Origin of the sequence: Pedobacter suwonensis (assembly GCF_007833675.1) — a bacterium.
Classification (GTDB): Bacteria; Bacteroidota; Bacteroidia; order Sphingobacteriales; family Sphingobacteriaceae; genus Pedobacter; species Pedobacter suwonensis.
Map to the genome: position 1 here is coordinate 1,410,387 of NZ_CP031708.1, position 14,795 is coordinate 1,425,181.

Below are 14,795 nucleotides of genomic sequence, written 5' to 3' on the forward strand. Positions count from 1 at the left end.
GTCATTAATCTCCTAGCATCCTTCTGATCAAATGATGCTTTTTTTGTTTATGGCTAAAGGCCTTCGACAGGCTATCAGTCACAGCATCTACTAGCCCGGTCGTCATTCCCGCGTAGGCTTATCGTGTGGACACGTCTTTTAAGAATAGTTTAGGCAGTTTGCTAGGCAACTTTAATAAAGCACAGATTTTGACTAAGGACGCTGTCAATCCCAAGAGCCAGGGGAAATCAAAAAAACAGTTGTAGTCCCAGGTAAATTGGCACTAACAAACCTGAAACGCAGTGGTTTTGTGTTCATAACGATGATTTAATTTTTATAAAAAAAAATTGAACACAAAACGAAGTGCCGCTGTTTTTTTGATGCGTATGGGATCGTGCAAAAGGCTGACTGCTGGATTGACATAACGCTTTGGGTACTTTGGAGCTCCAAAGTACCATGCCACCGCGGCATAGAGCGGCAGAAAAGATTATGATTAATTGTGTCCACACGGTAGGCGCAGGCCGAAACCACGAAGTGCTCAGCGAAGCTAATCTTAAAGCGCTTACATTAAGATTATTCATAAGTATTTTTTTATTCAATGGCATTCATGAGCACTTCGTGATTCCCAATCAAGTTGGGAATGACGTTTTCTTAGCGATATCACTTAATAAAAAATTATCTATCAATCATAACTTTTGTAACCGTAAATTACCAAGCAGAATAACAAACTGCGTAATTAGGACATCATACTAGCGTACACTACAAAATGAATCATTGAAAGCTTTCTTTAGATTGATCGTCATTATAAGGAGAAACGACGAAGCAATCTTATACCGGAAAATATTACTTTAAAGATTGCTTCGTCGGCTGAAAAAGCCTTCTCGCAATGACGATCCTGCGAGGAGAGACAAAGCCGAATTACAACTAAACCAGCGCTTTACAGATACTTTTAATCAATCCTGGCCCTTCGTAAATAAAGCCAGTATATAACTGAATCAGACTGGCGCCCGCATCCAGTTTCTCTTGTGCATCTTTTGCCGAATGTATACCGCCTACCCCAATAATCGGGAAAGCTTTATTTGATTTTTCTGAAAGAAAGCGGATCACCTCAGTAGAGCGTTCTTTAACTGGTTTCCCACTCAATCCGCCTGTTTCGGCTTTTAAATGCTGCTCCGTAGCCAGGTTCTCTCTGCTGATGGTGGTATTGGTGGCAATAATACCTGCTATTTTAGTCTCTGCAACGATCTCGATGATATCATCTAATTGCGCATCCGTTAAATCAGGTGCAATTTTCAATAAAATCGGACGAGAAATATCATTTTTTCGGTTGCGCTCCTGTAAGGTATTCAGAATTTTCTTAAGAGGCTCTTTTTCCTGTAGTTCGCGTAAGCCTGGCGTATTAGGCGAACTTACATTCACCACAAAATAATCTACCACATCAAACAGACGGTCGAAACATTTAATGTAATCGCTTACCGCATCTTCATTTGGAGTTGCCTTATTTTTACCGATATTTCCACCCACAACAATATCAGGGTGTTTATCTTTTAGCAGACGCAAACGTTCTGCCATTACATCAACCCCCTTATTGTTAAAGCCCATCCGGTTAATTAAGGCTTCATCATTAGGCAGGCGGAACATCCGGGGTTTATCGTTTCCAGGCTGTGGCATTGGTGTTACCGTACCTACTTCGATAAATCCAAAGCCCAGATTACTAAGTGGCTCTACGTATTCGCCATTTTTATCAAATCCGGCAGCCAAACCAACAGGATTTCTAAATTTTATGCCAAAAACTTCCCGTTCCAGACCTTTGATATGTACATCAAAACTGCTACGGATAATGGTTTTGCCCAGCGGAAAATTATCATTAAACCATTTTAACCGTTTGACTACAAAATAATGTACGTTTTCAGGGTCAAATTTGAAGAATATTGGTTTAATAAGGCGATACATGCCACGAAGATAAGAACTTATAGGTAAATATGGAAAAAAGGTTAATTGGTTCAATAGCCATTCGTTCATTAGTCCCGGCAATAGTTCATAGTTGATGGTTTGATAGCCAATAGCTATAACCCAGCGCGTTATTGACTATAACATAAATACGAGCACTTATCAATAACATTGGGCAATCAACCATGAACGATCAAACCATTAACCAGTTAACCATCATTCCTAGCGAACTTGTGCATCAACCAATGACCAATGAACTAATGACTAATGAACTACCTAGTATGCTGCCGTAAACTGCTCCTGGTGGTGCGCGTTATTTTCCAGCTCATCAGCAATTACAATCGCCAAATCTTCTACGGATAAAATTGAACGGCCTTCTTCATTAAAAACCGGACTGGTTTTACCTAAACGATATTTCCCGGTACGGCCAGTAGTAATGCCTGGATGCATCTCAATTGCCGGACTAAAAAATAACCAATCCAGTTCTTTCTCCTGTTTCAGCGTGTTAAAATAATCCCTTACTGCGGTTGCGCCTGGCTTGATTTCGGCAGGAAAATCCGGTCCGTCTACAATCTGGTGACCATCGATCTGCAAGGTACCTGCCCCACCTATAAAAATATAACGTTTAACACCTGATAATTTAACTGCCGCCTGAATGGCATTAGCACCTGCTAAAGTATCGTTGTATAAATTTGGGTTGGTCCAGCCCGCGTTAAAAGCACTTACTACGGCATCTGCACCAGCTAAAACTGCTGCTAACTTTTCAGTATCCAAAACATCGACTGCGGTCTTACTTACTTTTTCATTGTTACTTTCAATTTTTGCGGTATCGCGGGCAATGGCAATCACTTCATTTCCACGACTTACCAGTTCGTTTAAAATCGCTTTGCCTACAAATCCGGAGGCGCCTATTAATGCTACTTTCATGTTATTTAATTTTTAGTTTATGTATTATTACAAATTGTAATGTTTTTTATTACAGTTATATGCAAAAAAAATTATTCAAACCTGGCCGCAAAATCTGCCAATGTCTGTTTTGATAAATTTGCGATCAGCGCATGCTCTGCAGCGCTGTACAGCGTATCTAAATGTTGGTTAATCTGCCTGCCGACCGGACATTTAGGATTCGGTTCATTTTTATGCTGCCCCAACAACATATTGCCACTTCTAACCGACTGATAAACTTCGCCCAGATTAATATCTTTGGCATTTTTAGCCAGAAATGAGCCTCCCCCCTTACCTTCTTTACTCTCCACAAAACCATGTTTACGCAGATTCATAATTTCTTTACGTACTAAAACAGGGTTGACATTGATGCTACCTGCCAGGTATGCCGAACTCACCACATTGCCTTTCGCCTCATTTAATAAGGTTAAAATGTGTAAGGCAATCGGAAACCTGCTTGTGCTCATCTGTAATTATTTTTATTACAGTACAAAGGTAAGAAGGTTTTATAGAAATCAAAATTTATTTTTCAATTCCACAACAAATGCCTCTTCACTTCCCTACCGCTGACTGATTTTAAAATCTCCGTCATTTCGGCTGTAGCGCAGTCCCGAACGTTCGGGAGAGAAATCTTTGAACTATGTAAAAAGATTTCTCCACTGCGTTCGAAACGACGACTTTTCGCGGCTTATCATTTCGCTAGGATTCTTCTGTCACTGATATTGATCAGAATAACAGTTTTCCCTATTTGACTTTCTACCTGAAAAAAGCCTTTAAAATTCGTACTTTTGCAGCCGAAATGATTTCAATAAATAATTTAACTTTCCTGATTGGCTCAAGGGCCTTATACGATGACGCAAACTGGCACATCAAACCTGGCGACAGAGCTGGTTTAATTGGTGCCAATGGAACAGGAAAATCAACACTTTTAAAAATAATTGTAGGCGAGTACGCACCAAGTTCAGGTACGGTTTCCATGTCTAAAGACCTGAAAATTGGCTACTTAAACCAGGATTTACTTTCTTACGAATCGCACCATAGCATTTTGCACGTGGCCATGGAAGCTTTTGAGCGCCAAAACCAATTGCATGATGAAATTGAAGAACTGCTTAAAAAAATCGAAACGGATTATAGCGAAGAGGTTTTATTTAAATTAAGTGATAAACAGCAGGAGTTTGAAGCTTTAGATGGTTATAACATCGAATATAGGGCAAACGAAATTTTAGCTGGTCTAGGTTTCAGTACAGCAGACCAGTTACGTCCGCTAAATACCTTTTCAGGAGGTTGGCGGATGCGGGTAATGCTGGCCAAAATATTACTGCAAACGCCTGATATCTTATTACTGGATGAGCCCACCAACCACATGGATTTACCTTCCATTAAATGGCTTGAAAACTATTTAATGAGTTTTGAAGGTGCCATTGTAATTGTATCACACGACAGGTATTTCTTAGATAAAATTGTAAACCGTACGGTCGAATCGCGTAAAGGTAAGTTAACCGTTTACGCAGGCAACTACAGCTTCTATGTTGAAGAAAAAGCTTTGCGTGGCGAAATCCAAAAAGGAGAATTTAAGAATCAACAGGCCAAAATTAAACAGGAAGAACGTTTAATTGAGCGTTTTAAAGCAAAAGCGAGCAAGGCTAAAATGGCCCAATCACGCATGAAAGCTTTAGACAGGATGGAGCGTATTGATGATGTGGATGATGACAACCCAACTGTAAATTTTGCTTTCAAATTCTCCAAACCATCGGGCAGACATGTGGTAAGGATAGAGCATGCCCATAAAAGTTATCCAAATGTGCATATTTTAGATGATGCAGAAGGAGTAATCGAAAAAGGTGATAAAATTGCCCTGATCGGTGCAAACGGAAAAGGTAAATCTACTTTATTGAGAATGATTGCCGAAACCGAAAAATTTGAAGGTCTCTGCGAAACCGGTCATAATGTAACCACCACTTTCTTCGCACAGCACCAGCTGGAGTCGCTGCATTTGGAGAACTCTATTTTGGAAGAGTTACAGGCATTTGCACCAAAACATACCGATACCGAATTGCGCAGTATTTTAGGATGTTTCTTATTTACAGGTGATGATGTTTTCAAAAAGATCAAAGTGCTTTCCGGAGGAGAAAAATCACGTGTGGCCCTGGCTAAATCTTTAACTACAGATTCAAATTTCCTGATTCTGGATGAGCCAACCAACCACCTGGATATCCAATCGGTAAATATCCTGATCCAGGCCTTACAACAATTTGAAGGTACTTTCATTACCGTATCCCACGATCGGTATTTCTTAGATAATGTAGCCAATAAAATCTGGTTTATCGAAAACGGAAAAATTAAACAATATCCGGGTACTTATGCCGAATACGAAGAATGGAACAGCAAAAGGGTAATTCCGGCAGCTAAACCTATTCCGGTTAAAATGCCTGAAAAACAAAAAGAACAGCCAAAACCAATTACACCCAACACGGCCAACCAGTTAAAAAAACTGAATGACGAACTGCAAAAAACAGAAAAACTGATTACCGAACTGGAGCAAAACGTAAAAAGCATTGAAGCAGAACTGGCGAATGAAAATGTTTATGGCAATGCAGAAAAACTGGCTGAAGCCAACAAACGTTATCTGGCCACTAAACAAGATTTAGATAACAGCCAAAATAAATGGGAAACATTGGCTGCTGAGATTATGGAGCTGGAAGGTTAGTTTTAAACACAGATTTATTTAGATATACGCCGTTCTGATATAAAATCGGGACGGCTTTCTTTTTGATTTTTTGCCACGGAAGCACAAAATCACGGAGAGCGTTTTTTTCTGTCATGCTGAGGCACGAAGCATCTGCAACCTATTAATGTGCAGTCAGATGTTACCATCTGACCTTAAGTAAATTCTTAGAAATAGAATTTATGTGCAGACTGAAAATAAGCTTGTGTCAGATAGTAATATCTGACACCACGATAAAATCCCTCTACCGACGCATCAAAAAACTTCCGTGTTAATCAGTGTTTCCGCGGCAACCATCCATAACACCATTTTGTCACTTCCCGATAAAACTTTACTTTTAGCCATGCAGAAAATATTATTTACGGTTTTATTTTTCATCTCTATATCCGCCTTTGCGCAAAACGATAGCAAGTTTACAAACGAGAACAAAATTTATCTCCCCAATATTAAAACTGTACTTTGCTACAACAGCAATAAAGAGCAGAACTTACCGGTAATCATGCTCAATTCGTCAGAAACCATCACTTTTTCTTTCGATGATTTACTTGCCGGCACCCAAAACTACTGGTATACCATTGAGCATTGTACGGCAGAATGGGAAACTTCTAAAATCTCAAGCATTGATTATTTAGAAAGTTTTAACGACGACCGCATCATCAATTACCGCTATTCATCTAACACGGCAAGAAAATACACCCATTACGAAATCAGCTTACCCAATACCCAAATCCAGCCTAAAATTGGTGGAAATTATGTGTTAAAAGTTTATTTAGATGGTGATAAAAACAAACCGGTTATTTCGCAGCGCTTTTACATCCTCGATAGTCAGGTCGCCGTAGCGGGAGAAGTAACCAATTCCATGCAGGTGGAAAACCGGAACTACAAACAAAAAATCAATTTTACCATTAATCATACCTTCGCGATTCCTAATCCTTATCAGGACATCAAAGCGGTGGTAATGCAGAATTTTAATGCCAATACCATTCAGGTTAATACGAAACCAGCATTTGTTAGGCCAAACCAACTGGTTTATAACGACCTTAATACCAACGATTTTTGGGGTGATAATGAGTTTAGAAAGTTTGACACCAGAAGTTTACGCTACAAAGCAGATAACATAAAAGATATTTACCGAGATAACTCATCCGTAAATGTGATACTTTTTCAGGACGCACCCCGAACAGTTGGAGCTTTTGCCAACCAGTTTGATGAAAACGGAAACTTTTTTATCCGCAATACCGACGGGCGCGACGATAAAACAGAATCAGAGTATATGAATGTTTTGTTCACCTTAAATGCAGCTACACCCAGCCTTAATGGTGATGCTTATGTAGTTGGCCGGTTTAACAATTACACCATGAACGATGAAAATAAATTGATTTATGACGCAAACCGGAAACAGTTTTATGGCAATGTGATCCTTAAACAAGGCCTTTATGATTATGAGTATGCCTGGTATAATCAGGATACCAAAGTAATGGAAACCAAACCTTTCGAGGGCGCATTCTTCCAGACCGAAAACAGTTATCAGATTTTTGTTTATTACAGACGCCCGGGCGCACGTTGGGATACGCTGGTTGGTTTTACCAATTTAAGCAATAAAATTTCAGACAGAAGGTAAGGCACGGTCCCATTTGGGAAAAGTAATCTTTAGAAGATTAAATGACCTTATATTCCTTATATGGTAAAAGACCTTTCACCAATATGCTTAATAAATAATTATGGTTAAGATCGACTTAAAAATGATCGCCAATTAGATCCTAAAACAAGTTACTGTTGACAGATTCTAATAGAATAATCGTCATCTCGACCGGAGCGACGCGAAGTGGAGAGATCTTTTAAACCAGATTATTGAATCAAATTTAAAAGATTTCTCCATTGCGCTACCGATGAAAAATCGGTGAGCTTCAGTCGAAAGGACGATACTATTCATTTAAATTCTCCTGTCATTGATTTTTATATAAAATTCCCTCAGAATTGACATTGCTTTTAATTGTCAAATTGACCTTTAAATAACTATACCTACCTTTATTGTTACATAAAATTTCTTTGTTTTAAATGTGGTTATTTACTTTAGTGTTTCAGAAAGTTACCAGATAAACACTAGCAAAATCAAGCATATCTAACCAATAATTATGTTTAAAAAGTTAATTGCCGTAGCATTAATCATCTATCCTTGCGCGCAGATTTTAGCACAAACCACCAACGAATCGTACACACAATCCATCAATGGAACCAAATTAAAATTCGATATGCAGGCTATACCGGCAGGTAAATTTAAAATGGGCAGTAATACAGGGAAACCAGATGAGCAACCCGTTCATGAGGTTAAACTTGATGCTTTCTGGATGGGGAAACATGAAGTAACCTGGGATATTTTTGAACCTTTCCTCTACCGCGATTACGAAAAACAAGCCAGCACAAGCGCCATTCCAGCTGAAGTGGATGCCGTTACCAGGCCTACAAAACCTTATCTCGATATGACTTTTGGTATGGGTAAAGCGAACCAGCCTGCGGTAGCCATGACCCAATATAACGCCATCCAGTTTTGTAAATGGCTTTATATGCGTACAGGTGTTTTTTATCGTTTGCCAACAGAAGCAGAATGGGAATATGCCTGTAAAGCGGGAACAGAAAGCAATTATTCTTTTGGTAACGATGCTTCGAAACTGGGCGATTATGCCTGGTATAAAGACAATAGCGATAACAAAACACACCAGGTAGGGCAGAAAAAGCCAAACCCATGGGGATTATTTGATATGTACGGAAATGTGAGCGAATGGACCTACGATCAATACCTTCCTGATTTCTACAGTAAAAGCAAAGATAAAATGGTAGAAAATCCGGTAGCAATACCCGATAAACTTTATCCAAATGTAGTTCGAGGTGGCTCTTACGATGAAACAGCAAACAATTTAACTTCAACAGCCAGATTAGCTTCTGATCCATCATGGAAACAATTAGATCCACAGATTCCAAAAAGCAATTGGTGGTTCCCTGAAGCACCTTTTGTTGGGATGCGCCTGGTACGCCCGGTAAAAACACCCTCAAAAGCTGATATAGATGCCTATTATAACAAACAACCTATAAAAGACTTTTAACCCTACACTATCTAACCAAAATAAAAAACTAAACACATGAAAAAACCAATCAACCAACAAGATCGTCGCGATTTTTTAAAAGCAACCGCCATGCTGGCAGGCGGGGCCATGCTAAGTAGTATTCCACTGGCCGGTGCATATGCCTCGGGATCAGACACGATTAAAATCGCCTTAATAGGCTGTGGCGATCGGGGTACCGGAGCAGCTTTCCAGGCGCTAAGCACTAAATTTAATCTAAAACTGGTGGCCATGGCCGATGCTTTTCAGGATCGCTTAGATAGCAGTTACCAGTCCTTAAGTTCGAAATTTGCAGCAAAAATGGATGTTCCGAAAGAACGCCAGTTTGTAGGCTTCGACGCTTATTTAAAAGCCATTCCATTAGCCGATGTAGTGCTGTTAACCACGCCTCCTGGCTTCCGCCCTATCCATTTCGAAGAAGCGGTTAAGCAGAATAAACAAATTTTCATGGAAAAACCTGTTGCCGTAGATGCACCAGGCATTAGAAAGGTATTAGCCGCAGCCGAAGAAGCGAAGAAGAAAAAATTAAATGTGGTAGTAGGCTTACAACGCCGCTACCAGACCAACTATCGCGAATCGATGAAACGCATTAACGATGGTGCCATTGGCGATATCATGTCGGGCCAGGTATATTGGAACAGCGGTGGCGTTTGGGTACGTCCGCGTACAGCAAACCAGACCGAAATGGAATACCAAATGAGAAACTGGTATTATTTCAACTGGTTATGCGGCGATCATATTGTGGAGCAACACGTACATAATATCGATATTGCCAACTGGATTAAAAACGGACATCCGGTTTCGGTACAGGGAACAGGTAGCCGCGCCTGGAGAACAGGAAAAGACTATGGAGAGATTTATGATAACCACTCTATCGAATTAACCTATGCCGATGGTGCAGTAATCAATAGTCAATGCAGGCATTTTGAAGGCATTAGTAACCGTGTGGATGAAACTTTTCAAGGTACAAAAGGCAAAATTTACCTTTCAGGCAGCAACCAGGCCATTATGAAAGATTATAGTGGCAAAGAATTGTATAACCACAATACCAAAGGAAACGCAAATCCATACCAAACCGAACATGATGAACTTTTCGATGCGGTTTCTAAAGGAGAATACAGATTCAGTAATGTGGATTATGCAGCAACCAGCACATTCTCATCAATTATCGGTCGTTATGCTACGTACTCTGGCCAGACGATCAAATGGGATGAGGCTTTAGCTTCGAACATCAGTTTAATGCCTGAGCGTTTTGCATGGGATGCTAATCCAAAACTGATGCCTGATGAAAAAGGACTATACCCTATCGCCATGCCCGGACAAACCAAGGTGATCTAAAACTAAATGATGCACTATAGGTTTTTGCTTTTTATTTTACCATTGATATTGGCTTTCTCCCTGAAAAAAGAGTTGAAGCAGTATAAAATCAATGGTTTTGCACAGGGAACCGATTATACCATCATGTATTATGCCACTGATAGTGTAGCCACTAAATCGGGCATAGATAGTTTATTAAACGAAATTGATTTATCGATGTCGCTTTACAAAAAGGGATCTTTGATAAATCAATTTAACGCAGCCGAAAAAGCAATTAAAACCGATCGTTTCATGAACGACGTGCTGGAAAGAAGTTTCGAGATCAATCAGGATACAAGAGGTATTTTTGATATTACCGTAGCACCTTTGGTAGAAGCCTGGGGTTTTGGGCCGAAAGAAGCTACAAAAGAAACAGATCCGACGGTTATCAAATCGATCCTTAACTGTGTAGGCATGAAAAACCTAAAACTGAAGGATGGTTTGTTAAGCAAACTAAAACCCTGTATACAGATCGATTTAAATGGAATTGCACAAGGTTATAGTGTCGATTTAATCGCAGCCTATCTCGAAAAAAAGGGAATTAAACAGTACGTAGCTGAATTGGGCGGCGAAATCCGGATTTCAGGACCTAAACCCAGTGGAGAAACCATGAAAATTGGCATTGAAGGGCCGGATAAAGATGGAACCCCGGTAATCAGGCATATCGCCGCGATAAATGCTGGTGCCATTACCACCTCTGGCAACTACCGGAAATTTCACCAAAGTGGAAAGAAAAAAATCTCCCACCTGATTGATCCTAAAACAGGCTACCCTTTAGATAATGAAATGATCAGCGTTACCGTTTATGCTAATGATGCCATTACAGCCGATGGATATGACAATGCCTTAATGGCGATGCACCTTAAAGATGCCATGGCATTTGTAGAAAGCAGAAAAAACCTCGAAGCTTATTTTGTATACCACCGAAAAGATGGTACAGTAGCTGATACGCTAACTACAGGATTCAAAAAATTAATTACACACTAATATCTGTTAAAACTAAACCGATGAAAAGAAGTGAGTTTATAAGAAATAGCCTGTTAACTGCAGGTGCAATAACAACAGGAGCAGGATTGACCAATACTTTTGCTGCCGAAAAAACAAATGATACATTAAGCGATAAAACTTTCAACCTCGATTATGCACCGCACCAGGGCATGTTCCAAAATCATGCAGGCAAGAGTTTTTTAGATCAGATCCAGTTTATGTACGATAAAGGTTTCCGCTCTATTGAAGATAATGGTTACCTGGGCCGCTCTGTTGAAGAACAGGAAAAAATTGGTAATTTGCTGGCAAAACTAGGCATGCGCATGGGTGTTTTCGTGGTAGATGGTGGCGATAACTGGAAAACTTCTTTAACCACAGGCAAAAAGGAGTTTAAAGATAAATTTGTCGAAACCTGCAAAAAATCAGTAGAAGCGGCCAAACGCTGTAATGCCAAATGGCTTACCGTAGTGCCTGGCTTTTATGAGCGCAACATGCCTTATGGAAATCAGTTCGCCAATGTAATTGATGCCATGCGTGCAGGTGCTGAAATTTTTGAACCCCACGGTTTAATTATGGTGTTGGAAACCCTGAGCGATACCCCCGAGCTTTTCCTGCAAAAAACAAATGAAACTTACGCCGTTTGTAAAGCGGTGAATAGTCCTTCGTGTAAAATCCTTTATGATATTTACCACATGCAACGCACCGAAGGCGACCTAATTAAAACCATCGACCGTTGCTGGGACGAAATCGCCTACATCCAGATCGGCGATAATCCGGGGCGGAAAGAACCTACAACCGGCGAAATCAATTATAAAAATCTGTTTAAACACCTGCATAGCAAAGGTTACAAAGGTGTAATGGGTATGGAACACGGTAATTCAAAAGGTGGAAAAGAGGGTGAACTGGCGGTTATTTCAGCGTACCGGACTGAGGATAATTTTTTGTAGTTAGTTAGAAAATACCATAGTAAAAATCGTCATTGCGAGGAGAAACGACGAAGCAATCTTTCATGCTGGTAATCCTTTCTATAAAGATTGCTTCGTCGGCTGAAAGAGCCTTCTCGCAATGACGACTCACGCCATTTAAATCTGACAAAATAAATCAGAGTTAAAGGTAGCAAGTCCAGACAGACTTCGATAGAGTGATCGTCCCTCGACTGAAGCGCAGCGAAATGGAGAGATCTTTTAATTTGCTAAACTATGTTTAAAGATTTCTCCACTACGGTCGAAATGACGATTCCACGCCGTGGTCTGTGTCCCCACAGACCACACACACCTCTTCTACCCTACCTTCAACACCCACACCGAAACACTCCCCGCATTGCAATGAAACTCTGCCCAGCCATTTTCGTCAATAATCACTTCCTGCTGGCGATAGCCCAAGGCATCAACAAAGGTTTTACCGGCAAAGTGTTTACCAATTTCCATTTCTTTAAAACCTTCCTCTCCTGTACTCATCAATACCGCTAAACCGCTATTTTCATGTTCTTCATCACCGGCACGGGTCCAGCCTACACAAACGCCATGGTCAAAATAATCACGTTGCTCGCCATAAGCTAAGGCTGCACGGATTTTACTCATGGTTTCTACCGCAGGGATCGCCACCAGTTCCACATGCACTTCATCCCCCTCCCTGTCTTTATCATCATAAATGCCCCCATAAAGATCAGGGAAGAACAGACACGGAATCCCCTGCATACGTAATAGTATCATGGCATAGGCTAAAGGCCTGAACCAAAAATCGACATAAGATTCGAGTGCCTGTAAAGGTTGCGAATCATGATTATCTACAAAGGTTACCGCCAGATCAGGTTTTACCTGTACGAGCGTTCCATCGAAAATCGTCCGCATATCAAAATCTTCTTCCTTACTCGCCAGGAAAAAATTATGGTGTAACAACGAATCGAATATTTGTGTCCGCCCGCCGGTAATTTCAATATAGTTCAATTGTCCCACTACATCCACCACATTCCAATCCTCAGCCACAATAAAAAACTCGCGGTTATATTTTTGATTCAGATGATCAATCCACTCTACAATAAAATCAGGGTTAATGTGTTTAACCGCATCTAACCTGAAGCCATCCACTTTCGTGGTCTCTACGATCCACTCTCCCCAATATTTTAATTCTTCAACTACGGCCCGGTTACGAAAATCGATATCGTTGTACATCAGGTAGTCGTAATTGCCAAATTCAGTAGAGGGAACTTCTTCAAAACCTTCACCTAAATGGTTTTGGATCGAATAAATAGCCGTTTGTTTAATGTCCTCCGCCCAATCTACCCCGCTAAAACATTCATGATTCCATATAAATTGAGAATATTTGCCTTGTCGGCCTGGGAAAGTAAATTTTGTCCAGGCTTCTATTTCGAAAACGTCGCTGGTAAATTCATTTCTATCTTCAGGATTTACCGTTTTCACCGCTATTTTCTCCAGTTCATCGCCCCCTGCTTTGTGGTTAAATACCACATCGGCCAGGGCGCCAATTCCATGCTCATGTAAGGCGTCAATCGCTTTGATGTACTCCTCTTTCGAACCATATTTGGTATTTACACTTCCTTTCTGATCAAATTCTCCCAAATCAAAAAGATCGTAAACGGAGTAACCCACATCATAGGTAGCATTGTTCGATTTATAAGCCGGCGGTAACCACAGCGCAGTTATACCAATTTCTTTTAGGTGACCCGCTTCCGTAGCTACTTTAGTCCACAAATTTTGTTCTTCGTTATAATACCAATGGAAAAATTGGATAAGCGTTTGATTTTGCATTAATCAGGATTTTTGTAAAGATAACATGATAGGAGATGAATTGTTTTTTTATAATGCCCTACTCTATTTCCCTCTGATTTCGCATATCACAGCAGATACAAAACAGTCAATCTGCGAAAATCTATTAAATCTGCGGAAACATAATCTCGTCATTGCGAACTGAAGAAAGGGCATTGCGTTGGAGTGAAGCAATCTTTTTAACATTAATTACTAAACAGCTTGCTTCGTATTGCTAACCCTCCGCCGATTTCGAAAATAAATGTAGAAATCAAAATAATTGAATATATATATTTTTCCCGCTCTATGCCGCGGTGGCATGGTACTTTGTCGCGCCAAAGTACCCAAAGCGCTTTGTCAATCCAGCAAGGTGGCCCGCACAGCCCTCGCACATCAAAAAACAGCGGCGCTTCGTTTTGTGTTCAAATTTCAGAAGAATTTTAAATATCACCTATAAACACAAAACCACTGAGTTTAAGGCTTGGTATTGCTGTCTTTTCTTTTGTGCAACCGCTTTTTGATTTCCTACCACTTGGGATTGACGGCGTTCTTCGCTCCAGGCTGTGGTTGTTTAAGGCAAGCCTAGCATGACGCTAAAAACTAATCCCAAATATGAATCAACGAGGTCGGATAATTACACAAATTAGCAAGGAAACATAAATCCGGTCTGCGAAAATCTATTTGATCTGCGGAAACATAATTTCGTCATTGTGAACTGAAGAAAGGGCATTGCGTTGGAGTGAAGCAATCTTTTTAACATGAATTACTAAACAGCTTGCTTCTTATTGCCAACCCTCCGCCGATTTCGCACATAAATGTAGAAGTCAAAATAATTGAATCTAAATATTTTTCACCGCTCTATGCCGCGGAGGCATGGTACTTTGTCGCGCCAAAGTACCCAAAGCGCTTTGTCAATCCAGCAAGGTGGCTCAAACAGCCCCACTCACATCAAAAAACAGTGGCGCTTCG

General features: G+C 40.4%; 10 protein-coding genes. 6 read left to right on the forward strand and 4 right to left on the reverse strand.

What is annotated here, in order from left to right; all coding sequences use genetic code 11:
• Positions 1-903: 903 nt before the first annotated feature.
• The 3 genes from DV942_RS05665 to DV942_RS05675 form a co-directional block, all read right to left on the reverse strand.
• Positions 904-1,932: a quinone-dependent dihydroorotate dehydrogenase gene (locus DV942_RS05665; protein ID WP_145855960.1), complete on the reverse strand. Its 1,029-nt coding sequence runs from the start codon at positions 1,930-1,932 to the stop codon at positions 904-906.
• 273 nt (positions 1,933-2,205) lie between these two features.
• Entirely contained in the window at positions 2,206-2,856 is a 651-nt protein-coding gene (locus DV942_RS05670) for an NAD(P)-dependent oxidoreductase (RefSeq protein ID WP_090981854.1), read from the reverse strand.
• Positions 2,857-2,927: 71 nt separating this feature from the next.
• Positions 2,928-3,341 carry an Rrf2 family transcriptional regulator gene (locus DV942_RS05675; protein WP_145855962.1) on the reverse strand — a complete coding sequence of 138 codons (414 nt, stop codon included), beginning with the start codon at positions 3,339-3,341 and terminating at the stop codon, positions 2,928-2,930.
• A gap of 332 nt (positions 3,342-3,673) precedes the next feature.
• Here DV942_RS05675 and DV942_RS05680 point away from each other — a divergent pair, with 332 nt between their 5' ends.
• The 6 genes from DV942_RS05680 to DV942_RS05705 all read left to right on the forward strand — a co-directional run bounded on the left by DV942_RS05680 (position 3,674) and on the right by DV942_RS05705 (position 12,008).
• A complete protein-coding gene (locus DV942_RS05680) occupies positions 3,674-5,581 on the forward strand; it encodes an ABC-F family ATP-binding cassette domain-containing protein (RefSeq protein ID WP_145861622.1) in 1,908 nt (635 codons plus the stop codon).
• Between the two features lie 361 nt (positions 5,582-5,942).
• Entirely contained in the window at positions 5,943-7,220 is a 1,278-nt protein-coding gene (locus tag DV942_RS05685; protein ID WP_145855965.1) for a type IX secretion system plug protein, read from the forward strand.
• A gap of 514 nt (positions 7,221-7,734) precedes the next feature.
• On the forward strand, positions 7,735-8,700 hold the full coding sequence (locus DV942_RS05690) for a formylglycine-generating enzyme family protein (protein ID WP_145855967.1): 966 nt from the start codon (positions 7,735-7,737) through the stop codon (positions 8,698-8,700).
• Positions 8,701-8,736: 36 nt separating this feature from the next.
• Positions 8,737-10,056 carry a Gfo/Idh/MocA family oxidoreductase gene (locus tag DV942_RS05695; protein WP_145855969.1) on the forward strand — a complete coding sequence of 440 codons (1,320 nt, stop codon included), beginning with the start codon at positions 8,737-8,739 and terminating at the stop codon, positions 10,054-10,056.
• 6 nt (positions 10,057-10,062) lie between these two features.
• A complete protein-coding gene (locus DV942_RS05700) occupies positions 10,063-11,061 on the forward strand; it encodes an FAD:protein FMN transferase (RefSeq protein ID WP_145855971.1) in 999 nt (332 codons plus the stop codon).
• A 20-nt stretch (positions 11,062-11,081) separates the two neighbouring features.
• Positions 11,082-12,008, forward strand: coding sequence for a hydroxypyruvate isomerase family protein (locus tag DV942_RS05705; RefSeq protein ID WP_145855973.1), 927 nt, complete (start codon positions 11,082-11,084; stop codon positions 12,006-12,008).
• Between the two features lie 333 nt (positions 12,009-12,341).
• On the opposite strand, the gene DV942_RS05710 is transcribed toward DV942_RS05705, so the two are convergent.
• Complete coding sequence (locus tag DV942_RS05710) at positions 12,342-13,829, reverse strand: alpha-amylase (RefSeq protein ID WP_145855975.1); 1,488 nt, start codon at positions 13,827-13,829, stop codon at positions 12,342-12,344.
• Positions 13,830-14,795: the final 966 nt, after the last annotated feature.

Coding starts and splice junctions, on each gene's coding strand:
- DV942_RS05665 (WP_145855960.1), bottom strand. CDS start 1,932: ATGTATCGCCTTATTAAACCAATATTCTTCAAATTTGACCCTGAAAAC.
- DV942_RS05670 (WP_090981854.1), bottom strand. CDS start 2,856: ATGAAAGTAGCATTAATAGGCGCCTCCGGATTTGTAGGCAAAGCGATT.
- DV942_RS05675 (WP_145855962.1), bottom strand. CDS start 3,341: ATGAGCACAAGCAGGTTTCCGATTGCCTTACACATTTTAACCTTATTA.
- DV942_RS05680 (WP_145861622.1), top strand. CDS start 3,674: ATGATTTCAATAAATAATTTAACTTTCCTGATTGGCTCAAGGGCCTTA.
- DV942_RS05685 (WP_145855965.1), top strand. CDS start 5,943: ATGCAGAAAATATTATTTACGGTTTTATTTTTCATCTCTATATCCGCC.
- DV942_RS05690 (WP_145855967.1), top strand. CDS start 7,735: ATGTTTAAAAAGTTAATTGCCGTAGCATTAATCATCTATCCTTGCGCG.
- DV942_RS05695 (WP_145855969.1), top strand. CDS start 8,737: ATGAAAAAACCAATCAACCAACAAGATCGTCGCGATTTTTTAAAAGCA.
- DV942_RS05700 (WP_145855971.1), top strand. CDS start 10,063: ATGATGCACTATAGGTTTTTGCTTTTTATTTTACCATTGATATTGGCT.
- DV942_RS05705 (WP_145855973.1), top strand. CDS start 11,082: ATGAAAAGAAGTGAGTTTATAAGAAATAGCCTGTTAACTGCAGGTGCA.
- DV942_RS05710 (WP_145855975.1), bottom strand. CDS start 13,829: ATGCAAAATCAAACGCTTATCCAATTTTTCCATTGGTATTATAACGAA.